We start from the raw sequence: 23200 nt of genomic DNA, 5'->3' as shown, positions 1-23200 counted from the left end.
TCGGCGGGAACGCCTCACCGCCGGGGCCGGGGGTCGCCCGGCCCCGGGGTGAGGCTCGGCCAACCGTCCTTCCCGGGCTGCCGCTCCCGCAGGACGGTGGTGCGCCCAGCCTATCGGCGAATAGTCCTTATCGGGCAAATACCACTAAACGCGCAACGTGTCGATCCGAGGATGTCCGAGGCTCCGACTACTCCGGGTTCGCCCCCGGGCGGTCGGCCCGGAGGTGCGGATCGGCAGCCCCGGACCGCTGGGCTGCTCCGGCGCGACGTTCCGCCCGCCACCAGCGCACCGCCAGTACGGCGGTGGCGACCAGGCCCAGCGCGCCCGGGGAGACCGCCAGCCAGTTCACCTCGTCCGGCGAGACCGCCGCCGCACCCACCGCCGCGTAGCCGAACGCCGACGGGGTGGCGGCCAGCAGGCTGCCCAGCAGGAACGGCCCCAGCCGCGCGCCGGTGGTGCCGTAGCCGTAACTGATCAGCCCGAACCCGCCGATCGGGATCAGCCGTACGCTGATCACCCCGAGTACGCTCTGCCGGGCGAACCAGCCGTCGAGCCGGGCCAGCCGGCCGCGTACCCGCTCCGCGACGAACTCCCGACCGAGCAGCCGGCCGACCGCGAAGCCGGCGAGCGCGGCGAGCAGGGCGGCGGCCAGCGTGTAGCCGGCACCGAGCAGCGGCCCGAAGATCGCCCCCCAGACCACCGTGATCGCCGTCCGGGGCACCAGCGCGACAAGCAGCAGCGCGCCGCCGCCGATCGCCGCGACCGGTGCCAGCCGGCCGAGCCGATCGGCCAGCCGGGGCAGCTCGGCCACCTCCGGCCGGGGCGCGAGCGCCAGCACCAGCCCGAAGAGGCCGAGCACCAGGAGCAGTACGGTGAACCGCGCGACCGACCGCTGCCGAAGCAGTTGCCGGACGCGGCCGATCACTGAATCTTTTTCAACCTGGACCGCGCGGCGCTCACGCACCGCGTCCGACCTTGCCGGTCCGCCGGACTGCAAGTGGAGGTTGAAAAAGGTTCACTGCCGGGCGGCGGCCAGGGCCGCGCTGCGTTCGGCCCGCAGCCGCTCCGACCAGGTGTCGTCGAGCGGCGGCAGTTGCGGCACCCCGATCGCCCAGCGCAGCAGCAAATCCGCCAGGGCCGGGTTGCGGGCCAGCGCCGGCCCGTGCGAATAGGTGCCGAGCAGCTTGCCCCGCCAGGCGCCCTCGGTGCTGCCGTCGTTGCCGATCCCGGTGCTGACCCGGGCCAGCGGGGAGACCCCGGCACCGAGGTGGGTACGCCCGCCGTGGTTCTCGAAGCCGCTCAGCGGCGGCAGCCCGAGCCGGGGGTCGATGGCACCGGCGAGTTCGCCGACCGCCCGGGACGGTCCCCGGTCGGAGTGCAGGTCCAGCAGGTCCAGGCCGGCGCACTTGGTGCCCTTGGCAAAGAACGAGCCGCCCAGCAACTGGTAGCCGGCGCAGACCGCGAAGACCACCGAACCCTGCTCGGCGGCCCGGCGCAGTCCGCCGTCCGCGATCAGCCGCTGCGCGCCCAACGCCTGCGGGCCGTCCTCGCCACCACCGAGCAGGTAGATGTCGGCCGCGACCGGCAGCCGCTGGTCGGAGCGGATCTCGATGCACTCGACCGGCAGCCCGCGCAGCTCGGCCCGGCGGGCCAGGATCAGCATGTTGCCCCGGTCGCCGTAGGTGGAGAGCAGGTCCGGGTAGATCCAGACGATCCGCAGGGTGCTCTCCCCGCCGGCCGGGCCGGGTGTGCGGTAGACGGGCTCAGTCGACACGGTCCAACTCCGCTCGGATGTCCTGGAACGCTGTGTAGTTGGCGATGACCTCGAGCCGCCCCGGCGGAACGCTCCGGATCGCCTCGGTGAAGGTCCGTACGTGCTGGAACGGTACGCCGTTGACGTCCAGCCGCACCGCCAGGTCGTACGCCCGGTCGCCGGTGATCAGCACCTGCCGCCCGCGCAACGGGGCGAAGTCGACGTCGAACAGCCAGGAGGTGTCCAACCCGTCGGGGTCCCGGGCGTTGATCGAGAGCAGCGTCGGCGCCTCGTCGGCCATGTCGAACGCCTCCAGCCAGCTCGCCGGGTTCTTCGCCAGCAGCAGCCGGATCGTCCGGCCGTCCCTGACCACCTGGGCGTACCGGCCGGCGACCGAGGCGACCCCACCGAGCCGGGACACCGCGTCGGTCGGGCGTACCCCGAACTCGGCGGCCACCGCCAGCGCGGTCGCCGCGTTGCCGAGGTTGACCCGGCCGGGCAGTTGCAGGACCACCTTGTGCCAGTCACCTGCCGGGTCGACCACGCCGTCGTCCTCGACCACCCACTGAGGCTCGGGCCGGCGCAGCCAGCAGCCGGTGCACCACCACTGGTCGGCCAGCCGCTCGATCGGCGAGCCGCACTCGGGGCAGACCCAGGAGTCGTCGTGCCAGCGCTGACCGGCGCTGAACCAGGTGACCGGTGCCGGGGTCAGCTGCGGGCTGCGGGCCGCCGGTGGGGTCGCCGCCCAGACCACCATCGGGTCGTCGGCGTTGGCGACCACCCGTACCGACGGGTGCCGGACCAGCGCGGCCCGCCAGAGCTGGGCCATCATCGCCACTTCCTTGGCCCGGTCGAGCTGGTCCCGGGAGAGGTTGAGCAGGGCCACCACCCGTGGCTCGGTCGCCTCCAGCACCTGGGCCAGGTAGTGCTCGTCGACCTCCAGCACCGCGTACGGGGTACTGCCGGCCTTGGCCAGCGCCGAGGTGTGCCCGGTGGGCATGTTCGCGCCGAACGAATTGGTCGCCACCCGCCCGAGTACGCCGACCGCCGCCGCGGTCAGCCTGGTGGTGGTCGTCTTGCCGTTGGTGCCCGACACCAGCGCGATGGCCCGGCCGGACGACAGGTGGGCCAGGAGATCAGGATCGATCTTGAGACCGATCCACCCGCCGATCACCGAGCCGTCGCCCCGGCCGGCAGCCCGGGACAGGGCCGCGGCGGTCCGCGAAACCGAACTGGCCACTTTTGCCCGGAGAGGCATCTTCCCGTCCGTCACGCGAGCGAGGTTACCGGACGGCGCCGGCTGGGTGACCGCCGCACGAAAGACCCGGACGGGCGGGCACGCGGGGAGGCGGCCGGGCCGGCCCGACCCGAGGCGTACCGGCCCGAGGCCCGGGCCGAGGCGTACCCACCCGACGCCCGGCCCCTGGGCGTACCCGGTTGCTACGCTCGGCTGCCGATGAGCCCCTCCGTCGCGTCCGTGCTGCGGGCCCTCGCCGACCTCGCCCCGGCTGCCCCCGAGCGGGTGCTCGACGTGACCCGTCCCGGCCAGCCGTTGATCTGGCTGGCCGTCCCCGACTCCTGCCGGCAGTCCCGCGAGGTGGACCGGCTGGCTGCGGCCGACCTGTTGCACCGCGACGATCGGACCCTGCGGCGCGGCTGGGGCCTGGTCGCCGGCCGGATCGAGACCGATGGCGGGACCCGCAGGGTGCGCTTCCCGCTGCTCAGCGAGCCGGTCCGGCTGGAGCGCACGCTGCGCGGGTACCGGGTGGTCCCGGCCGGCGACTTCGAGATCACCGCGCTGGTCGAGGACCGGGACCTGGCCGCCCGGCTGGAGGTCGCGCCGGGGCTGGGCGGTTCCGGATGGCTGACGAGCACCGGTGCCGAGGCGTGGTTGCGCACGGTCGCCCGGGCGGCAGGCGTGCCGTTGGCCGGTGTCGACCGGACCCGGCGTACCGGTCCGGCGAGCTTTCCGGCGCAGCAGAAGCCGGTGCTCTACGTGTCGGCGGTGCTGTTCAGCGTGCGGGACGTCGCCGGGCTGGCCCTCGGGGACCGGCTGCGGGCCTGGGCCGCCCGGCCCGGCGTCGAGTCCACCGCCCTCGCCATGGTGTACGGCACCGCAGCCCCGAACACCCCCGCCGAGGGCAGCGGGCCGGTCGACAGGAGTGGGCCGGTCGATTCGCCGCTGCCGTTGAACGACGCGCAGACCGAGGTGGTACGCCGGGTCCGGCAGCAGCCGGTGACAGTGGTCTCCGGCCCGCCCGGCAACGGGAAGAGCCACGCCGTGGTGGCCGCCGCACTCGACGAGGTGGACCGGGGCGGGAGCGTACTCGTCGTCACGCAGTCGACGCACGCCGCCGACGTACTCGGTGAGCTGCTGGAGCGCTATCCCGGCCCGCGACCGGTGCTCTTCGGCGACGCGGAGCGCCGGGCCGCGCTGGCGGCCGCACTGGAGCTGACCGCCGAGGCGGAGGTGACGGCGGCGACCCTGGAGGCGGACCGGATCGCAGTTGTCGAGGCAACCGCTGAGGTGGAGCGGGTGACCGGCCAGCTCACCGAGCTGCTCGAGCTGGAACTGCTGGCCGGCGAGGTGCAGCGCTGGGCGCCGGTGGTCGGCGGGCTGCGGCTCGACGTACCCGGTGCCTTCGAGCCCGGCGCGGACCTGGCGGCGGCGGTCCGGTCGGCCGACCGGGTCCGGGCCTCGGCCGGTGCCTGGTGGCGGCGCTGCCTGCCGGGGCCGCCCGGCCGCCTGCTGCGTCGCCGGCTGGGTGCGGCCCGGACGGTGCCGCTGGACCGGCTCGACGACGCGATCGCGGCGGCCCGGGCGGAGGTGGCGGCGGCCCGGTTGGCGGTGGTCGGCGGGGTGGACCCGGGTCCGCTCTGGCCGGTGCTGGCGGCGGCCCGGCAGCGGTTGTCGGCGGCGCTCGGCACCGCGATGCGGCATCGCAGCCGTGGCCCGGACCGGTGGGACGCGGCCGGTCGCCGCAGCGCGGTCGCGCTGGCCGGCGCGCTGCGGGCCGGCCGGAACCGGCGCCGGGAACTTCTCGCCGAACTGAGCGGGGACTCGCTGGTCCGGGCACTGCCACTCTGGATCGGTACGGTCACCGACGTCGAGGAACTGCTACCGCCGATCGCCGGGCTCTTCGATTTGGTGATCATGGACGAGGCGTCGCACACCGACCAGATCCGGGCGGCACCGGCCCTGGTCCGGGCCCGCCGGGCGCTGGTGGTGGGCGATCCACGGCAACTGCGGTTCGTCTCGTTCGTCGCCGACGTCGACGTGGCGGCGACCCTTCAGCGGTACGGCCTGGACAACCGGGTGGACGTACGCCGGGTGAGCGCCTTCGACCTGGCCGCCGGGGCCGCCCCGGTCAGCTGGCTGGACGAGCACTACCGCTGTGCCCCGCACCTGATCGAGTTCTCCGCGCACCGCTTCTACGACGACCGGATCGCGGTGGCCACCCGCCATCCCGGCAACGAGACGGCGGACGTGATCGACGTGCTGGCGGTGTCGGCGGAGCCCGCCGAGGCCGGGGTGAACCGGGCCGAGGTGGCGGCGGCGGTGGCCGAGGTCCGCCGGCTGGCCGAGGCGGGCCGGGTCGGGATCGGCGTGATCACCCCGTTCCGGGCCCAGGCCGACGCGCTGGAATCGGCGCTGGTGGCGGCGTTTCCGGTGACCGAGATCGAGCGGCTCGGGCTGCGGGTCGGCACCGTCCACTCGTTCCAGGGCAGCGAGGCGGAGACCGTGATCGTGTCGCTGGCGGTGACCGATCCGGTCCCCGCCGGGCGGCGGCGGTTCCTGACCGACCCGAACCTGTTCAACGTGATGGTCACCCGGGCCCGGCGCCGGATGGTGGTGTTGACCTCGCAGTCCGCGCCGAACGGCCTGCTCGGCGACTACCTGCGGTACGCGGCACACCCGCCGCCGCCGCGCGGCGAGCCGGTCACCGTCGCCGCCACGGCGAGCGGCGCTCCGGCGAACGGCACCACGGTGCCCGGCGCTGCGGCGAACGGCACCGATCCGGCGAACGGCACCGATTCGGAGCGCGGGCCGGGTGTGCGCGGTGTCGCGACGGTCGCCTCGCCGGGGGCGGGGCCGGTCGGCTGGTCAGACGAGCTGGCGGCGGAGCTGGTCCGGGTCGGGCTGCCGGTGCGGCGCCGCTATCCGGTCGGACGCTTCACTGTGGACCTCTGCGTCGGTACCGGCGATTCGGCGATCGGGCTGAACTGTGCGGTCCATCCGGCCGGCCCGGCCGCGCACATCGCCCGGCACCGGGCGCTGGTCCAGGCCGGCTGGGTGGTGGTCGACGCGTTCGCCAGCCGGTGGGGCGGCGATCCGGTCCGCGCCGCGCTGGACGTCGCCGCCCGCCGTTGATTTTTCCTCCACTTTCCTCCCCACCTCCCTCCACCGGGGCTGTTGAGGTGTCCAGATCGGTCGGAAAAAACCTCTATTTCCGGGCACCCCATCGCCGTCGTACGGCTGTCGGATAGTGGACCTTCGCGCCGGGGGGCCCATTTCCCTCCACCGCCGGCCACCCCTTCTGACGTGCGGTTTCATCCGGCGGACAGCCGGTCTTTCCGGGCGATTCCGGTTGCGGGTGGAGGGAAGTGGAGTAGAGTGGGGCGCGATGGGGGGCCAGAAGGGCCCGCCGGCCCGGGGGGCAGCGGCGCCGCGAACGTCGCTGGTAGGGCGAGGGGGTTGGGCCGGTGTTTCTCGGCACGCACACCCCGCGCCTGGACGACAAGGGCCGGCTGATCCTTCCGGCCAAGTTCCGGGACGAGCTGGCGGGAGGTGTCGTGATCACCAAAGGGCAGGAGCGCTGCCTCTACGTCTTCCCGATGCCCGAGTTCCAGCGGATCGCCGGGCAGTTGCGCGAGCAGCCGATGACACACAAGGCGGCCCGAGCCTACAGCCGGGTCTTCTTCGCCAGCGCGCACGACGAGATCCCGGACAAGCAGGGTCGGGTCACCATCCCGATCCACCTCCGGGAGTACGCGGCGCTGGATCGTGAGCTGGTGGTGATCGGGGCGAGCACCCGGGTGGAGATCTGGGACAAGCGGGCCTGGGAGACCTACCTCTCGGAGAGCGAAGGGGACTTCGCCGACATCGAGGAGGGGGTGCTGCCCGGCGGACTGTAGGGCGGCGCGTGCCGACGCCCGACGTACTGCGAGATCTCCACCCGCTCGAGGTTCCTGGCGCCTCTTCCCCGGTGCCAGGCGCGATCCCCCGAGGACCGAAGGTCGGCCCGGGGGAGCAGAGCGGATGGGGATCTGGCGGTACGACGAGCGCGACAACTACCGGGCACGTCCGGACGAGACAGGGGTCACTGGGGGTCGACATGGGGGAGCTACGCGGTACGCACGTGCCGGTGCTGCTTGAGCGGTGTCTCGAGCTGTTCGCCCCCGCCCTGGACCGGGCCGATCACCGGACGACCGTGTACGTCGACGCCACCCTCGGGCTGGCCGGGCACGCCGAGGCGGTGCTCAGCGCGCATCCGCGTACCGTCCTGATCGGTCTCGACCGGGACACTGAGGCGCTGGCACACGCACGGGCCCGGCTCGACAGGTTCGCCGACCGGGTCCACCTGGTGCACGCGGTCTACGACGAGCTGCCCGAGGTGCTGGAGCGGCTCGGCCACGACCGGGTGGACGGCGTCCTGTTCGACCTGGGCGTCTCCTCGCTGCAACTCGACGCGCCCGACCGCGGGTTCGCCTACGCGCAGGACGCGCCGCTAGACATGCGGATGGACCAGTCGGCGGGTACGACCGCCGAGGAGGTCGTCAACGGCTACTCGCACGGCGAGTTGGCCCGGGTGCTCCGGGTCTACGGCGAGGAGCGGTTCGCCGGCCGGATCGCCTCGGCGATCGTCCGGGAGCGGGAGCGCAACCGGCTCACCTCGTCGGCCCGGTTGGCCGAACTGGTCAGGGAGTCCATCCCGGCGCCAGCCCGACGTACCGGGGGACATCCGGCCAAGAGGACGTTTCAGGCTTTACGGATCGAGGTAAACCGGGAACTGGCCGCGCTGGAAACGGCGCTGCCGGCCGCCCTGGACGCACTGTCCGTGGGCGGTCGCCTGGTGGTGCTGTCCTACCACTCACTTGAGGACAGGATCACCAAGCAGGTGTTCGCCGGCCGAGCCCGGAGCACCGGGCCGGTCGACCTCCCGGTCGAACTGCCCGGTACCGGGCCGACGCTGCGGCTGCTCAGCCGGGGAGCTGAGTTGCCGGGCGAGGCGGAGGTCCAGGCCAACCCGCGGGCCGCATCGGTGCGGCTGCGGGCGGCGGAACGGATCGACCGGGACGGCGGAGCGAGTGCGACGACGAGGCGGGCTGTCCGCGAACGGCCCGGGCGAGTCGTCGGGACAACAGGTCCGGCCGGTGCGGGGGCACCGGGCGGATCCGACGGAGCGCGACGGGACATGCCGCCGGGATCCGACGGCGGCACGACAGTACAGGGGGAGGGAAGATGAACGTCAACAAGCGCGAGCGCCGGGAACAGCCCGACGTGACGCGCGACGCGCAGCAGCGCACACCGCGGTCGGGGGGCCGGACCACGGTGCAGCGGGCGCAGCGGGCGGACGACGGCCGGTCGAACCCGGCGTCGGAGGCCCGGGCACGGGGGGCACGACGGTATCCGACCCAGGGCAGTGCCGCGCTGCGGGAGCGGGACTTGGACCAGCCGGCGGTACGCGTCTGGGACAGTTCGGAGGAGCGGCCGGAGCAGGCACCCGAGTCGTCGACGCCGACCCGGCGTTCCCGGCTCCGGGTGGCACCACCGCTGCCGGTGGCCCGACCCCGGGTCTCCTTCGTGGCGCTGATCCTGGTGCTGGTGGTCGGCGGGATGCTCGGCATCCTGGTGGTCAACAGCAAGGTCAACGAGAACGCGTTCCGGCTGGAGCGGCTGCAGCAGCAGCAGTCCACGCTGGACATCCAGGAACAGGAGCTGAAGCAGAAGATCGCCGACGCCGAGGTGCCGGGCAACCTCACCGCCCGGGCCCGCCAGTTGGGCCTGGTCGACTCGGGGCCACCCGCCTTCATCCGGCTGCCCGACGGCCGGGTGATCGGGGTGCCGCAGCCGGCCGGTGGCGAGCCGGCGATCACCAGCCAGCAGGGCGCCGGGGGATGACCCGGTGACGCCGCGGTCCGACGAGCCGCGCCGGGACGCTTCGGTGTCCCGGCGCGGCTCGTCGCGTGCCGGTCGGGACTCCGAACGCGGCGCCGAACAGGGCGGCCGCGCCGGTTCCGGGCTGGGCGGCATCTCCGACGCCCGGGCCTACACCCCACGCGGGCGGACCGTGCGGGACAGCCCGGAACTGCGGCGTACCCCCGGAACGGTCGGCGGCGACTCCGGCGGCCGGTCCCGGCGTACCCCCAGGACCGCACGGTCGGCCGACCCGTTCCGGCCGGCGTTGCAGGTGCTCGACGGTGGCCGGGCCGGCGCGGCCCGGACCGCCCGGCGCACCTCGCAGACCGGCAACGGACGCACCATCACCCCGCGTCCGGTCCGGGGCACCGACGTCGCCAAGCCGGTACGGCGGCGCACGGCCGAGTCGACCGGCGGTCCGACCCGGACGGCCGCCGGTGCGCCCGAGCGTCGCCCGGCCCGGCGACCCCGCCGGCCACCCCGACTCGCCGACCCGCACCGGCGGCTGCGGCTCGGCACCCTGCTCGCGCTCGCCATGTTCACCACCATCGGCATCCGGCTGATCGCGCTCCAGGTCGTCGACGCCCCGGAGTACGACGGCGGCGGCGTCGGCGACCGGCTGCGTACCGTCGTCCTGCCCGCCCCCCGGGGAGCCATCTACGACCGCTCCGGGGCGGCGCTGGCGCAGAGCGTCGAGGCCCGTTACGTCTACGCCGACCCGGAACTCGTCGACGACCCGGCCCGGACCGCCGCGGCGCTCTCGCCGCTGCTCGGCATCCCCGCCTCGAAGCTGGCCGAGGAGATGGGCAAGCGGAAGCGGCCGGACGGGCGCCCGTCGAACTTCGAGTACCTGGCCCGGGGGGTCGAGGTCAACACCGCCGAGAAGATCATGGATCTCAACCTGGCCGGCATCGGCACCGGGCGGGACGAGCGGCGCGAGGTCCCCGGCGGCGACCTCGCCGCCAACCTGCTCGGCTTCACCAGCCAGGACCGGGTCGGCCTGGAGGGGATCGAGGCCCGCTACGACGAACTGTTGCGCGGGGTGAACGGCGAACGGGAGTACGAGGTCGGCAAGGGCGAACTGGCCGCCGAGATTCCCGGTGGCTACAGCAGGGTCACCCCGGCCCGGCCGGGCAGCTCCCTGCAACTCACCATCGACCGGGACCTCCAGTTCATGGTGCAGCGGATCCTGGCCAAGCGGATGCAGGAGGTCAACGGCACCACCGGGGCGGCAGTGGTGCTCGACGTACGCAGCGGCGAGGTGCTGGCCCAGGCGAGCTATCCGACCTACGACGCGGCCGACTGGCAGAAATACAAGGCAAGTGACCGCAACGATGCCGCCACCAGTTTCGTGGTGGACCCCGGATCGGTGCACAAGGCGATCGTCTTCGGCGCCGGGCTGGAGGAGGGGGTGATCACCCCGGAGACCGCCTGGCCGACGCCGTACAGCATCCGCAAGGGGGACCAGCCGTTCCGGGACACCCACAACGCGCAGGGCCGCAAACTCAGTGTCGCCGGCATGCTCGGGTTCTCCTCGAACGTCGGCACCATCCGGGTCGCCGACCGGCTCGGCGTGGAGAAGCTCTACGAGTACCAACTCAGGTTCGGGCTGGGCCGGCCGACCGGGGAGGGAGTGCTCGGCGAGGCGTCCGGCCGGGTGCTCAAGCCGTCGGAATACAGCGGCTCGACGTACGGGTCGGTGCCGATCGGGCACAGCGTCGACGTCACCCCGTTGCAGATGGCCGCCGCGTACGCCGCGATCGCCAACGACGGCACCTGGATCCAGCCCCACCTGGTACGCGAGATCATCGCCCCGGACGGCAAGCGGAAGCCGGTACCCGCACCGCAGACCCGGCGGGTGCTCAGCCCGGAGAGCGCTGCCGCGCTGCGTACCCTGCTGGAGGCGCCGGTGACCATCGAGGGCGGTACGGCCAGACAGGCGGCGATCAAGGGGTACCGGATCGCCGGCAAGACCGGCACCGGATCCCGGGTGGTCGACGGGCGGTACGCCCCCGGCCAGGTCGCCTCGTTCATTGGGATGGACCAGGCGGACGACCCGCGCTACGTCATCGCGGTCTTCGCGCACACCCCGTCCGGCGGTGGCGGCGACATCTCCGCACCGGCCTTCAAGGAGATGATGGAGTACGTACTCGGTCACTATCGGGTGCCCTCCACCGGAAGCGCGCCGCCGAAGTTCGTCGTCTATCCGCGATGACCTGCCGGAACGGGACATCATCGGTGGGTGCGGGCAAACCACCGGGGCGGCTGTGCGGGGTGGACCCCCCGAAGGGGTAGGGTCTGACGCCGTGCCCGGCAATCCCCGTCCCCACGCCGTGACGCCGGTCCGGCTCGCCGATCTCGCCGCGCGAGTCGCCGTCGAGTCGCTCCCGGACGCCGCCGACCTGGCAGTAACCGGGGTGACCCATGCCAGCGCCGAGGTCCGTCCCGGCGACCTCTACGCGGCGCTGCCGGGTGCCCGCCGGCACGGCGCCGAGTTCGTCGCCGAGGCGGTGGCGGCCGGCGCGGTGGCCGTACTCACCGATCCGGCCGGCGCCCCGGCGGCGGCCGAGGCGGGGTTGCCCGCCCTTGTGGTGCCGGAGCCGCGTGCGGTGCTCGGCGACCTGGCCAGCGCGATCTACGGCGACCCCACCGCCGGGCTGACCGTCGTCGGCGTCACCGGCACCGCCGGCAAGACCAGCACCACCTACCTGATCGAGTCCGGTTTGCGGGCGGCCGGTGAGGTCACCGGGCTGATCGGCACCGTGGAGTGCCGGCTCGGCGACCTGGTGGTGGAGAGCGTCCGGACCACCCCCGAGGCCACCGACCTGCACGCCATGCTCGCGGCGGCCCGCGAGCGCGGGGTCACCGCGGTGGCGATGGAGGTCTCCAGCCACGCGCTGGCGATGGGCCGGGTCGGCGGGGTGCGGTTCACCGTCGGCGGCTACACCAACTTCGGTCACGACCACCTGGACTTCCACGCCGACGTCGCCGACTACTTCGCGGCCAAGGCGCGGCTCTTCGACGGCCGTTGCGACGTCGAGGTGCTCAACCACGACGATCCGGCGCTCGTGCCGCTGCGCAAGCCAGGCACCGTCACCTATTCGGCCGCCGGTGACCCGGCCGCGACCTGGTGGGCCGACGCGGTCCGGGACTCCGGCTACACCCAGACCTTCACCGCGCATGGGCCGGACGGGCTGGCCGTGGAGGCCGGGGTGGCGCTGCCCGGCCGGCACAACGTGGCTAACGCGCTGCTGGCGATCGCCGTACTGGTCGGCGCCGGCGTCGACCCGGCGGTCGCGGCCCGGGGCGTGGCCGCCTGCCCGGGCGTGCCCGGCCGGCTGGAACTGGTGCAGGCGCCCGGACCGGTGCACGGGGTGGTCGACTTCGCGCACACCCCGGGCGCGGTGGTGGCCGCGCTGACCGCGTTGCGCGAGCTGACCAGCGCCGGCAACCGGCTGATCTGCGTACTCGGCTCCGGCGGCGACCGGGACCACGGCAAGCGCTCCCTGATGGGTGCCGCCGCGTCGGCCGGCGCCGACCTGGTGGTGGTCACCGACGACAACCCGCGCAGCGAGGACCCGGCGGTGATCCGGGCCGAGGTGCGGCGCGGCGCCGAACAGGACGGCGGGGCGGACCGGGTACGCGAGGTGGCCGGCCGGCGGGCGGCGATCGACGAGGCGGTACGGCTCGCCGGGCCCGGTGACGTGGTCGTGGTACTCGGCAGGGGGCACGAGCGCGGCCAGGAGATCGCCGGCCGGACGTACCCGTTCGACGACCGGGTGGAGCTGGCAGCCGCGCTCACCGCCCGGTTCGGCAACCTGGTGGAGGGACGCCGATGATCCCACTGACCCTGTCCGAGGTGGCCGCCGCGATCGACGGTCGACTTGTGGCGGCCGAGCCGACCGCGCGGGTCACCGGCCCGGTCGAGTTCGACTCCCGCAAGGTACGCCCCGGTGGGCTCTTCGTGGCCTTCCCCGGCGAGAAGGTGGACGGGCACGACTTCGCGGCGGAGGCGGTCGCCTCCGGTGGGGCGGTGGCGGTGCTCGGCTCCCGGCCGGTCGACGAGGTGCCGATGGTGCTGGTCCCGGACGCCCGGGCCGCGCTCGGCCGGCTGGCCCGGGCGGTGCTGGACCGGCTGCCCGAGCTGACCGTGATCGGGCTGACCGGCTCGTCCGGCAAGACCACCACCAAGGACCTGGTCGCCCAGCTCACCGACCGGCTCGGTGCCACTGTGGCGCCGCCCGGCTCGTTCAACAACGAGCTGGGGCACCCGTACACCGCGTTGCAGGCCGACGCGCAGACCCGGTTCCTGGTGCTGGAGAAGGGCGCCCGGGGGCTGGGACACATCCGCTACCTCTGTGAGATCGCTCCGCCCCGGATCGCGGTGGTTATCAACGTGGGCGTGTCGCACATCGGCGAGTTCGGCTCGCAGGAGGCGATCGCCCAGGCCAAGGGCGAACTGGTCGAAGGGCTGCCGGCCGACGGGCTCGCCGTGCTCAACGCCGACGACGAGCGGGTACGCGCGATGGCGACCCGCACCGCCGCCCGGACGGTACTTGTGGGCGAGGCCGCCGACGCCGAGGTGCGGGCCGAGGAGGTCAGCCTTGACGATCGCGGGCGGGCGTCGTACACCCTTGTCACGCCGGAGGGTCGGGCGGCGGTCCGGCTCGGGATCAGCGGCCGGCACCAGGTCGGCAACTCGCTCGCCGCGGCGGCGGTGGCCCGGGAACTCGGCATGCCGCTGGCCGAGTTGGCCGAGGCGCTCGGTCAGCTCGGCCTGCCCTCGACCCGCCGGATGGACGTCTTCGACCGCACCGACGGGGTGACGGTGATCGACGACTCCTACAACGCCAACCCCGCCTCGACCGCCGCAGCGCTGCGGGCGTTGGCCGGGATGGGGCAGCGGCGGCGGACCTTCGCGGTGCTCGGCTACATGGCCGAGCTGGGCGATTTCGAACGGGACGGGCACGAGCAGGTCGGTCGGCTCGCTGCGGAGTTGGGCGTCGACCGGCTGATCGTGGTCGGCGAGCCGGCCGCGCCGATCCACGACGGCGCGGTGGCGATGGCGAACTGGGGAGGAGAGTCGGTGCTGGTTACCGATCAGGCGACGGCGGTCGAGGCGCTGCGCCGCGAGTTGCGGCCGGGTGACGTCGTCCTGGTGAAGGGCTCGCGCTACCGTACCTGGGAGGTGGCCGACGCGCTGCGCGCCGAGGCCGTGCAGCCCGGGAACGGGTCCCGATGAGCGGGGCGGTCGTCGTCGGGTCGGTCATGGTCGTCGGGTCGGTCGCGGCGGAAGGCGGGCCGGCGTGAGGGCGGTCATCGTCGCCATCGGTGTGGCGTTCCTGATCTCGCTCTTCACCACGCCAATCGCCATCAAGGTCTTCACCCGGCTCAAGGCCGGCCAGCCGATCCGGGCCGAGGGCCCGGTGATGCACCAGGGCAAGAAGGGCACGCCGACGATGGGCGGCGTGGTCTTCATCGTCGCCACGGTGATCGCGTACGTCGCCGGACACGTCGCCCTGACCACCCTGCCCGACCAGCAGATCGCCCAGGTCGAGCCGACAATCACCGCGCTGGTGCTACTCGGACTGATGGTCTTCTCCGGCGCGGTCGGGTTCATCGACGACTTCCTCAAGGTCCGCAAGCGCAACAGCGCCGGGCTGAACAAGCGGGGCAAGCTGCTCGGCCAGATCCTGGTCGGTGCCGTCTTCGGGGTGATCGCGCTCTACTTCCCGAGCACCATGACCGACGCGTCGGGCGTGGCGACAAACACCGAGACGGTCGGCAGCACCACTCTCTCCTTCATCCGCGACATCGACGCGCTGGAGGTCGGCAAGGTCGCCTCGGTGATCATCATCATCTTCGTGGTGATGGCCGCGACCAACGGCGTCAACCTGACCGACGGGCTGGACGGGCTGGCCACCGGCGCCTCGGTGATGGTGCTGGCCGCGTACGCGCTGATCGCGTTCTGGCAGTACCGGCACTGGTGTGCGGACCCGGACTACGCCAGCGGCGGTGCGTACTGCTACACCGTCCGGGACCCGCTGGAGATCGCGCTGATCGCCGGGGCGGCGGCCGGGGCCTGTGTGGGCTTCCTCTGGTGGAACACCTCGCCGGCCCGGATCTTCATGGGCGACACCGGGGCGCTCGGGCTGGGCGGCCTGATCGCCGGAATGGCGATGTCCACCCGGACCCTGCTGTTGCTGCCGATCCTCGGCGGGCTCTTCGTGATCATCACGATGTCGGTGGTCATCCAGATCATCTCGTTCCGGACCACGGGTAAACGGGTCTTCCGGATGTCGCCGCTCCAGCACCACTTCGAACTCGCCGGCTGGAGCGAGGTCAACATCGTCGTCCGATTCTGGATCATCGCCGGGATCGGGGTGGCGATCGCCCTCGGCCTCTTCTACAGCGAGTTCCTCGCCTCCGTCACCTGACCCCGCGGGGTCGGGACACGCCGTACCGATCCGACACGCCGGCCGGCCGCCTGCGCCAGGGCGGCCGGACCAGCGCCGATGATGGGCGGATGGGGGAGGACGAGGGGACGGCGCGGTGACCGGGGAACAGCCACGACGGCCGGGGGGTCCCGCCGGCCGCCGGGCCAGCGGGCAGCCGGCCGGCGGCGGGCGGTCCACCGGCGGCGGGCAGCCGGACGACGACGGGCGGCCCACCGACGACGGCGGGCGGCCGGCCGACGGCACCGGGCGTGAACCGGTCGGCACCGCACGCCCGACCGGGGCCACACGCGGATCGGTCGCCGGCGCGCGTGAACCGGTCGGCACCGCCGCTCGTGGCTCGGCAGGCGCGGGCGCACGTGGCCCGGCAGGCACCGGTGCACGTGGCCCGGCAGGCACCGCCCGTCCGCCCGGCGCCCCGACCGGCGTCGACCTGGCCGGTGGACTGGCCGCGCTGCGTGGGCTGCTGGCCCGGCCGCTCGCCTCCTACTACCTGCTCATCTCCAGCTCCGGACTGCTGCTGCTGATCGGGCTGACGATGGTCTTCTCGGCGACCAGCGTCCGGGCGTACGCCAGCGACGGCAACGCCTTCGCGATGCTGGCCAAGCAGGCGCTCTTCGCCCTGATCGGGCTGGGTGCGTTCTGGATCTGCCAGCGCCTGCCGGCCCGTACCTTCCGGGCGGTCGGGCTGCCCACCCTCGGCGTCGCGGTGGTGCTGCTGGTGGTGCTGGACGTCCTGCACCTGTGGGACAAGCTCAACGGGGACCGGGACGCCGTCCTCGGCCCGCTGGAGGCCCGGCTGCTCTGGCTGTACATCGGCCCGATCCAGGTGCAGCCCTCCGAGTTGGCGAAGTTCGGCCTGGTGCTCTGGGGCGCCGACATGATCGCCCGCAAGGGTGCCGCGCTCGGCTGGTGGCGGGAGCTGGCCACCCCGCTCTTCCCGGTGGTCGGCCTGCTCTTCCTGCTGGTCGGCTACAACGACCTGGGCACCATGCTCTGCCTGCTCGCAGTGGTGGTCGGGCTGCTCTGGGCGGCCGGCATCCGCAAGCGGGTCTTCGCCACCCTCTCGATCTTCGGCCTGGTCGGGGTCGGGCTGCTGGTCGCCGCCGCCTCGATCGGGGCCGGCTCCGGCGACGGTGACGCCAAGAACTACCGGCTGGCCCGGCTCACCATGTTCTTCAACCCGCCGCCGGCGGACGAGTGCGGGCTGACCGACTGCTACCAGTACCTTCAGGCCCGGTACGCGATCGACAACGGTGGCTGGTTCGGCGTCGGACTGGGCAAGAGCAGCCTGAAGTGGAACTGGCTGCCCGAGGCGCACAACGACTTCATCTTCGCCATCCTCGCCGAGGACCTGGGCGTGGTCGGCTGTGCAGTGGTGCTGACCCTCTTCGCGGTGCTGGCGTACACCGGACTGCGGATCGCCCGCCGGGTCGCCGACCCGTTCCGCCGGCTCGCCGCCACCGCCGCGACCGCCTGGCTGGTCAGCCAGGCAGTGATCAACATCGGTGGGGTGGTCGGGCTGCTGCCGATCACCGGCCTGCCGCTGCCGTTCATCTCCGACGGCGGCAGCGCACTGGTGGTGACCCTCGCCGCGATCGGCATGCTCGCCTCGTTCGCCCGCGCCGAACCGGACGCCGCCAGGGCCCTGCATGCCCGTCCGGCACCCCGATGGGTACGGCTACTCTGGGCCCCGTTGCCGCCGCTTCCCTCGGCGCGCCGCCGCGGGCGGACACCCGCGCCGGCCCCCCGGGAACCCCTGTCCGGGGCCGGAACCGGGCGGCGACGGGAGTCCGAGGCCGGGCCAGTTGGTGGCCGGGCGAGGCGAGGGCGCGCCGGTACGGCGAGCGAGAGGAGACGCTGATGGGTCCGCTGCGGTCGGTGCTGCTAGCGGGAGGAGGCACGGGTGGGCACATCTACCCGCTGCTCGCCTTTGCCGACTGCCTGCGCCGGCACGACCCGGGAGTGCGGATCACCTGCGTCGGCACCCCGAAAGGGTTGGAAAACGAGCTGATTCCGCCGCACGGCTACGATCTGCGGCAGATCCCGGCCTATCAGCTCCCCCGGTCGGTCAACATGAACCTGATGCGTACGCCGGACCGGATGTGGAAAGCAGCCCGGGCCGCCGGAAAGGTGATCGACGAGGTACGCGCCAACGTCGTCATCGGGTTCGGCGGCTACGTCTCGGTGCCCGCCTACCTCGCCGCGTGGCGCCGGGAGCTGCCGATCGTGATCCACGAGGTGAACGTGCCGCCGGGGGTGGCGAACCGGCTCGGCATGAAATTCACCAAGCACGTGGCGGTCGGCTTCCCGCACCAGCCGGCCCAGGCCGAGTCGCTGCGCCACGCCCGGGTGGTCGGGGTGCCGCTGCGGCGCGGGATCACCACCATCGACCGGGTGGCGCACCGGGCGGCGGCACGCCAGCAGTTCGGCCTGCACCCGGACCTGCCGGTGCTCTTCGTGGCCGGCGGTTCGCAGGGCGCCCGCTCGATCAACCTGGCGGTGGCCGGTGCGGCCAAGGCACTCGCCGCGGCCGGGGTGCAGGTGCTGCACGTGATCGGCGCCCGCAACGAGCCGGTGCAGGTGCCGCACGACCTGCCGGTGCCGTACGTGACCCTGCCGTACCTCTCGCAGATGGAGCTGGGCTACGCCGCTGCCGATCTGATGCTGGGCCGGGGTGGGGCGATGACCTGCGCCGAGGTGGCGGCGATCGGCCTGCCCACGGTCTACGTGCCGTACCCGCACAGCAACCAGGAGCAGAAGCGCAACGCCCTGCCGGTGGTGGAGGCCGGCGGCGGGTTGCTGGTCGACGACTCGGAGATGACGGCGGCCTGGGTCGAGCGGACCGTGATCCCGCTGATCCGCGACCCGCACCGGCTGGCCGCGATGGGCGCAGCCGCCGCCGGGTACGGCCGGCGCGACGGCGACGAGGCACTGCTCGACTTCGTCTACGAGGCGGTGGCCCGGTGAGCGCGAGGAGTGAGCGGGGTTTGCGAGCCCCGCAGTCGCGAACGAAGGCGGGTTCGGTGAGCGCGAGGAGTGAGCGGGGTTTGCGAGCCCCGCAGTCGCGAACGAAGGCGGGTTCGGTGAGCGCGAGGAGTGAGCGGGGTTTGCGAGCCCCGCAGTCGCGAACGAAGGCGGGTTCGGTGAGCGCGAGGAGTGAGCGGGGTTTGCGAGCCCCGCAGTCGCGAACGAAGACCGGTTCAGTGAGTGTTGGTAAGCCGGTGACCGGACGGATTCCGAGTGGAAGGCTGGTGTCATGAACACCGCGCAGTTCAGCCCGGTCGGCACGCTGGCCGCCGAAGACCTGGGGCGCATCCACCTGATCGGGGTCGGCGGGGTCGGCATGAGTGGGCTGGCCCGGTTGCTGCTCACCCGGGGCCTCCAGGTCTCCGGCAGCGAGCTGCGGGAGTGGCCGGCGCTGGCCGGGTTGCGGGCGCTGGGCGGCACCATCCACATGAGTCACGCCCCGACCAACCTGGACGGCGTCGACACAGTGGTCTACTCCACCGCGATCCCGCAGGACCATCTGGAGCTGGTCGCCGCCCGGGAGCGCGGGCTGCGGGTGCTGCACCGCTCGGAGGCGCTGGCCGCCGCGATGACCGGCCGGCGCACGATCGCGGTCGCCGGCACGCACGGCAAGACCACCACCACCTCGATGGTGACGCTGATCCTCCAGCACGCCGGCCAGGATCCGTCCTTCGTGATCGGCGGCGAGATCTCCGAGGTCGGCTCGAACGCCCACCACGGCAGCGGGGAGTACTTCGTCGCCGAGGCGGACGAGAGCGACCGCTCCTTCCTGCTCTACCGGCCGTACGTCTCGATCATCACCAACATCGACGAGGACCACCTCAACACGTACGGCGACTACGCCGGCCTGGAGGAGGCGTTCGCCGACTTCGCCCGGCTGACCGACCCGGACGGGTTCGTGGTGACCTGCGCGGACGACCCGGGCACCCGGCGGATGGCCGAGCGGCTGCGCGACGAGGGACGGACGGTGTACACCTACGGCACGGCCGAGGACGCCGACCTGCGGCTGACCGACGTGGTCTCGTCGGCCGGCGGCGTACGCTATCTCGCCACCCTGCAGGGCGAGTCGCTGGGCGAGGTCCGGTTGCCGGTGCCCGGCGCGCACATCGGGCTGAACAGCGCCTCGGCGGTGCTCACCGCCTGCAAGCTCGGCCTGCCGATGGATTCGGTGACCTCGACGCTGGCCTCCTTTCCCGGGGTACGCCGCCGGTTCGAGCGCAAGGGGGTGGCGGCCGGCGTCCACGTCTACGACGAGTACGCCTACCACCCGACGTCGATGACCGCCGCGCTGAAGACCCTGCGGGAGGTGGCCGGCGACGGTCGGCTGATCGTCGTCTTCCAGCCGTACCGGGTCTACCGGACCCGGGACCTCCAGGCCGAGATGGCCACCGCGCTCGCCATCGCCGACGAGGTGGTGATGCTGGAGGTCTTCGGCCCGGGTGAGGTGCGGGCGCCCGGTGAGGGCGGGGCGGCGCTCGCCGAGGCGATCGACCTGCCGGCCGAGCGGAAGATCTTCCTCCCCTCCTGGTCGGACGTACCGGCCGAGGTGGCCCGGCGGGCCCGCCGGGGTGACGTGGTGGTGACCATGGGCGCCCCGCCGATCTCGTTGATGGGCGACGAGCTGCTCGACGCACTTGTCGGTGGCGCGGCGAACGGTCAGCCGGACGCGGCGGCGGAGGCCGGAGCGCCGGGGGCAGCCCCGCGCGGCGCCGGGGCAGCCAGCGACGCCGAATGAGTCCGGGCACGTCCCGGGGCCGGTCCGGCGGTCCGGCTCCGGGCGGTCGCTCCGGCGGTCCCGGGCAGTCCGGCCGGGGAGCCGGTGGCGGACGTGCCGCGGGCCGCTCGGTCCGGGGCGGACCGGGGGTCGGTAACCCGCGCACCGGCGCGGGTCGCCCGCCGGAGCGCCGCTCGGGTACGGGTCGGGGCTGGCGACTGGTCCGGGCCAGCACCGACGCGGTGCCACCGTCGGTACGCCGGTTCACCCGCCGGGCCAGGCAACGCCGGGTACGCGCCGCGCTGCCGTGGACGGTGCTGGCCGGAGTGCTGGTGCTCAGCCTCGCCGGTGCGGCGATCGTGTACGCCACCCCGGTCCTCGGCTTCCGTACGCTGCGGGTCGTCGGTGCCACCCTGGTCACCGACGACCAGGTACGCCAGGCGGCCCAGGTGACCGAGGGGGTTCCGTTGGCCCGGGTCGACCTCGACGGGGTACGGGCCAGGGTCGCCGAGCTGCCGCCGGTGGCCCGGGTGACGGTCTCCCGGCAGTGGCCGAACACCCTGCGGGTGGAGGTGGTGGAACGTACCCCGGTCGCTGTGGTGCCGCAGAACCGGCGCTTCCTGGTCATCGACGCGGCCGGGGTGGTCTTCCAGACCCGGTCGGATCGGCCGGCGGGGCTGCCGCTGGCCCGCCTCGGTGAGCCCGGTCCCGACGACAGCGCCACCAAGGGGGCGCTGACGGTGCTGGCCAACCTGACCCCGGAACTGCGGGAGCGTCTCGTCGAACTGGTGGTGGAGGGCCCGGCCCGGATCACCGTCAAACTGCGCGGCGGCCGTACGGTGCTCTGGGGCGACGCCTCGCGCAGCGACGTGAAGGCGCAGGTGGCGACGTCGTTGCTGGCCCGCAAGGGGGACACCATCGACGTACGCACCCCGGACGTGGTGACCATCCGCTGACCGGTGGTTCGGGCGGCGCCCCGTGCTCGGTCGGTCGGTCGTGTCGACACGCCGGTCGGCGGTTCGCAAGTGACGTTTGTCGGCGGGCGTGCCGACACGCCGCGCAGGTCCTTGGGTTCGGCCGCGCGTACGCATACGTTGCCCCGAGAGGATCAATGGTTGACATAACTGTAAGCCTCTAGTAGAGGGTGAGGGTTACCCTTCGCATCCTCGTACCGAATGGTTGTCGGCCTCGCTCCGGCCGGATCGCCGGGCGGGGTAGCGGCCGCCGAGATCGAAGGAAAGGACCAGCGATGACACCTCCGCACAACTATCTGGCGGTCATCAAGGTCGTCGGCATCGGCGGCGGCGGCGTCAACGCCGTCAACCGGATGATCGAGGTCGGGCTCAAGGGCGTCGAGTTCATCGCGATCAACACCGATGCACAGGCCCTGTTGATGAGTGACGCCGACGTCAAGCTCGACGTCGGTCGGGAGCTGACCCGGGGACTGGGCGCCGGCGCCAACCCGGACGTCGGCAAGAACGCCGCCGAGGACCACCGCGACGAGATCGAGGAGGTCCTCAAGGGCGCCGACATGGTCTTCGTGACCTGCGGCGAGGGCGGCGGTACGGGTACCGGCGGCGCGCCGGTGGTGGCGAACATCGCCCGCAAGCTCGGCGCGCTCACCATCGGTGTGGTGACCCGGCCGTTCTCGTTCGAGGGCAAGCGCCGGCAGGTGCAGGCCGAGGCCGGCATCGACGAGCTGCGCAACCAGTGCGACACCCTGATCGTGATCCCGAACGACCGGCTGCTCGCGCTCGGCGACCGGGGCATCAGCATGATGGACGCCTTCCGGCAGGCCGACCAGGTGCTGCTCTCCGGTGTGCAGGGGATCACCGACCTGATCACCACGCCGGGTCTGATCAACCTGGACTTCGCCGACGTCAAGAGCGTGATGAGCGGCGCGGGCAGCGCGCTGATGGGCATCGGCAGCGCCCGGGGTGACAACCGGGCGGTGGAGGCGGCCGAGGCGGCCATCTCCAGCCCGCTGCTGGAGCAGAGCATGGACGGTGCCCGGGGTGTGCTGCTCTCCATCGCGGGCGGCTCCGACCTCGGCCTCTTCGAGATCAACGACGCGGCGCAGCTGGTAACCGACGCCGCCCACCCGGACGCGAACATCATCTTCGGTGCCGTGATCGACGACGCGCTCGGCGACGAGGTCCGGGTGACAGTCATCGCGGCCGGCTTCGACGGTGGCGCTCCGGCCTACAAGCCGGTGGAGCAGGCCCGCAAGGTCAGCCCGCCGGCCGTCGCGCCGGTCTCGCCGCCCCCCGCACCGCCGGTGCAGGCCCCGCGTCGGGTGCTCTTCGACGACGTGGACGTGCCGGACTTCCTCAAGAACGGTTCCTGAGTCGACAGATGTCCGAACCACCCCTTCCGGCGCCGGACGACGAGCGCCGGGCCGAACTCGCGGCCAACCTGGCCCGGGTACGTGCCCGGATCGATGCCGCCTGCGCGGCGGCGGGACGTGATCCGGCCGGCGTCACCATGGTCGCGGTGACCAAGACGTATCCGGCCTCCGATGTGGCGCTGCTGGCCGGGCTGGGCGTGCGTGACGTGGGGGAGAACCGCGACCAGGAGGCGGCGCCGAAGGCGGCCGAGGTGGCGGCGACCGGTGCCCGGGTCCGGTGGCACTTCGTCGGGCAGCTCCAGCGCAACAAGGCCCGTTCTGTCGTCCGGTACGCCGACCTGGTGCACTCGGTCGACAGCGTACGGCTTGCCGGTGCGCTCGCCGACGCGGCGGCGCGGTACCGGGAGCAGCCGCTGGAGGTGCTGGTGCAGGTCAATCTGGACGGTGCCGCCGACCGGGGCGGCGCGCTCGTCGACGGCGACGACCCGGACCGGGGGGTCGACCAGGTCGCGGCGGCGGTCGTCGGGTCAGGCCGGCTGCGCCTGGCCGGGGTGATGGCGGTCGCCCCGCTCGGCGCGGACCCGGAGCCCGCCTTCGCCAGGTTGGCCGGGGTGGCCGCCAGGCTGCGTTCCGGTTATCCGGAGGCGGTCGTGGTCTCGGCCGGGATGAGTGGTGACCTGGAGGCGGCGATCGCTCACGGCGCGACACATGTGCGGATCGGCAGCGCGTTGCTCGGAATGCGTAGCACGCTGCGGTAGCC

General features: G+C 73.2%; 17 protein-coding genes. 14 read left to right on the top strand and 3 right to left on the bottom strand.

Annotated features, from left to right (window positions below; translation table 11 throughout):
• Positions 1 to 187 precede the first annotated feature (187 nt).
• The 3 genes from CLT71_RS11945 to CLT71_RS11935 all read right to left on the bottom strand — a co-directional run bounded on the left by CLT71_RS11945 (position 188) and on the right by CLT71_RS11935 (position 3011).
• Positions 188 to 925, bottom strand: a complete 738-nt coding sequence (locus CLT71_RS11945; RefSeq protein ID WP_101367159.1) for a VTT domain-containing protein — start codon at positions 923 to 925, stop codon at positions 188 to 190.
• A gap of 90 nt (positions 926 to 1015) precedes the next feature.
• A complete protein-coding gene (locus CLT71_RS11940) occupies positions 1016 to 1774 on the bottom strand; it encodes a type 1 glutamine amidotransferase family protein (protein WP_101367158.1) in 759 nt (252 codons plus the stop codon).
• Positions 1764 to 3011 carry a MurT ligase domain-containing protein gene (locus tag CLT71_RS11935; protein ID WP_101371375.1) on the bottom strand — a complete coding sequence of 416 codons (1248 nt, stop codon included), beginning with the start codon at positions 3009 to 3011 and terminating at the stop codon, positions 1764 to 1766. Before CLT71_RS11935 ends, CLT71_RS11940 begins: the two co-directional genes overlap by 11 nt.
• 198 nt (positions 3012 to 3209) lie before the next feature.
• Here CLT71_RS11935 and CLT71_RS11930 point away from each other — a divergent pair, with 198 nt between their 5' ends.
• The 14 genes from CLT71_RS11930 to CLT71_RS11865 all read left to right on the top strand — a co-directional run bounded on the left by CLT71_RS11930 (position 3210) and on the right by CLT71_RS11865 (position 23198).
• Positions 3210 to 6125 carry a DEAD/DEAH box helicase gene (locus tag CLT71_RS11930; protein WP_101367157.1) on the top strand — a complete coding sequence of 972 codons (2916 nt, stop codon included), beginning with the start codon at positions 3210 to 3212 and terminating at the stop codon, positions 6123 to 6125.
• Between the two features lie 332 nt (positions 6126 to 6457).
• Positions 6458 to 6889, top strand: coding sequence for a division/cell wall cluster transcriptional repressor MraZ (gene mraZ, locus CLT71_RS11925; protein ID WP_101367156.1), 432 nt, complete (start codon positions 6458 to 6460; stop codon positions 6887 to 6889).
• A 200-nt stretch (positions 6890 to 7089) separates the two neighbouring features.
• Positions 7090 to 8220: a 16S rRNA (cytosine(1402)-N(4))-methyltransferase RsmH gene (gene rsmH / locus CLT71_RS11920; RefSeq protein ID WP_101367155.1), complete on the top strand. Its 1131-nt coding sequence runs from the start codon at positions 7090 to 7092 to the stop codon at positions 8218 to 8220.
• A complete protein-coding gene (ftsL, locus tag CLT71_RS11915) occupies positions 8217 to 8876 on the top strand; it encodes a cell division protein FtsL (protein WP_101367154.1) in 660 nt (219 codons plus the stop codon). The genes rsmH and ftsL overlap by 4 nt, the downstream gene beginning before the upstream one ends.
• Before the next feature lie 4 nt (positions 8877 to 8880).
• A complete protein-coding gene (locus CLT71_RS11910; RefSeq protein ID WP_101367153.1) occupies positions 8881 to 11109 on the top strand; it encodes a peptidoglycan D,D-transpeptidase FtsI family protein in 2229 nt (742 codons plus the stop codon).
• A 91-nt stretch (positions 11110 to 11200) separates the two neighbouring features.
• Entirely contained in the window at positions 11201 to 12733 is a 1533-nt protein-coding gene (locus CLT71_RS11905; RefSeq protein WP_486483216.1) for a UDP-N-acetylmuramoyl-L-alanyl-D-glutamate--2,6-diaminopimelate ligase, read from the top strand.
• Entirely contained in the window at positions 12730 to 14136 is a 1407-nt protein-coding gene (locus CLT71_RS11900) for a UDP-N-acetylmuramoyl-tripeptide--D-alanyl-D-alanine ligase (RefSeq protein WP_101367151.1), read from the top strand. Before CLT71_RS11905 ends, CLT71_RS11900 begins: the two co-directional genes overlap by 4 nt.
• 64 nt (positions 14137 to 14200) lie before the next feature.
• Positions 14201 to 15331 (top strand): phospho-N-acetylmuramoyl-pentapeptide-transferase, encoded by a 1131-nt coding sequence (gene mraY / locus CLT71_RS11895; protein ID WP_101367150.1) that lies wholly within the window; start codon positions 14201 to 14203, stop codon positions 15329 to 15331.
• A 451-nt stretch (positions 15332 to 15782) separates the two neighbouring features.
• Positions 15783 to 17213, top strand: a complete 1431-nt coding sequence (locus CLT71_RS11890; protein WP_486483670.1) for an FtsW/RodA/SpoVE family cell cycle protein — start codon at positions 15783 to 15785, stop codon at positions 17211 to 17213.
• A complete protein-coding gene (murG, locus tag CLT71_RS11885; protein ID WP_101367149.1) occupies positions 17213 to 18319 on the top strand; it encodes an undecaprenyldiphospho-muramoylpentapeptide beta-N-acetylglucosaminyltransferase in 1107 nt (368 codons plus the stop codon). The genes CLT71_RS11890 and murG overlap by 1 nt, the downstream gene beginning before the upstream one ends.
• 289 nt (positions 18320 to 18608) lie before the next feature.
• Entirely contained in the window at positions 18609 to 20114 is a 1506-nt protein-coding gene (murC, locus tag CLT71_RS11880) for a UDP-N-acetylmuramate--L-alanine ligase (protein WP_101367148.1), read from the top strand.
• Positions 20111 to 21049 carry a cell division protein FtsQ/DivIB gene (locus CLT71_RS11875; RefSeq protein WP_143743442.1) on the top strand — a complete coding sequence of 313 codons (939 nt, stop codon included), beginning with the start codon at positions 20111 to 20113 and terminating at the stop codon, positions 21047 to 21049. The genes murC and CLT71_RS11875 overlap by 4 nt, the downstream gene beginning before the upstream one ends.
• A gap of 293 nt (positions 21050 to 21342) precedes the next feature.
• Complete coding sequence (gene ftsZ / locus CLT71_RS11870; protein ID WP_101367147.1) at positions 21343 to 22440, top strand: cell division protein FtsZ; 1098 nt, start codon at positions 21343 to 21345, stop codon at positions 22438 to 22440.
• Between the two features lie 8 nt (positions 22441 to 22448).
• Positions 22449 to 23198 (top strand): YggS family pyridoxal phosphate-dependent enzyme, encoded by a 750-nt coding sequence (locus tag CLT71_RS11865; protein ID WP_101367146.1) that lies wholly within the window; start codon positions 22449 to 22451, stop codon positions 23196 to 23198.
• Positions 23199 to 23200: the final 2 nt, after the last annotated feature.

It is taken from the genome of Plantactinospora sp. CNZ320 (assembly GCF_002846275.1).
The sequence above is the reverse complement of the archived record's forward strand: the minus strand, read 5'-3'. Positions and strand labels throughout refer to the sequence as shown.

Excerpts from the sequence above, each read along its gene's own strand:
- CLT71_RS11935 (WP_101371375.1), bottom strand. The coding sequence starts at position 3,011 with ATGCCTCTCCGGGCAAAAGTGGCCAGTTCGGTTTCGCGGACCGCCGCG.
- CLT71_RS11930 (WP_101367157.1), top strand. The coding sequence starts at position 3,210 with ATGAGCCCCTCCGTCGCGTCCGTGCTGCGGGCCCTCGCCGACCTCGCC.
- rsmH (WP_101367155.1), top strand. The coding sequence starts at position 7,090 with ATGGGGGAGCTACGCGGTACGCACGTGCCGGTGCTGCTTGAGCGGTGT.
- ftsL (WP_101367154.1), top strand. The coding sequence starts at position 8,217 with ATGAACGTCAACAAGCGCGAGCGCCGGGAACAGCCCGACGTGACGCGC.
- CLT71_RS11900 (WP_101367151.1), top strand. The coding sequence starts at position 12,730 with ATGATCCCACTGACCCTGTCCGAGGTGGCCGCCGCGATCGACGGTCGA.
- murG (WP_101367149.1), top strand. The coding sequence starts at position 17,213 with ATGGGTCCGCTGCGGTCGGTGCTGCTAGCGGGAGGAGGCACGGGTGGG.
- murC (WP_101367148.1), top strand. The coding sequence starts at position 18,609 with ATGAACACCGCGCAGTTCAGCCCGGTCGGCACGCTGGCCGCCGAAGAC.
- CLT71_RS11875 (WP_143743442.1), top strand. The coding sequence starts at position 20,111 with ATGAGTCCGGGCACGTCCCGGGGCCGGTCCGGCGGTCCGGCTCCGGGC.
- ftsZ (WP_101367147.1), top strand. The coding sequence starts at position 21,343 with ATGACACCTCCGCACAACTATCTGGCGGTCATCAAGGTCGTCGGCATC.
- CLT71_RS11865 (WP_101367146.1), top strand. The coding sequence starts at position 22,449 with ATGTCCGAACCACCCCTTCCGGCGCCGGACGACGAGCGCCGGGCCGAA.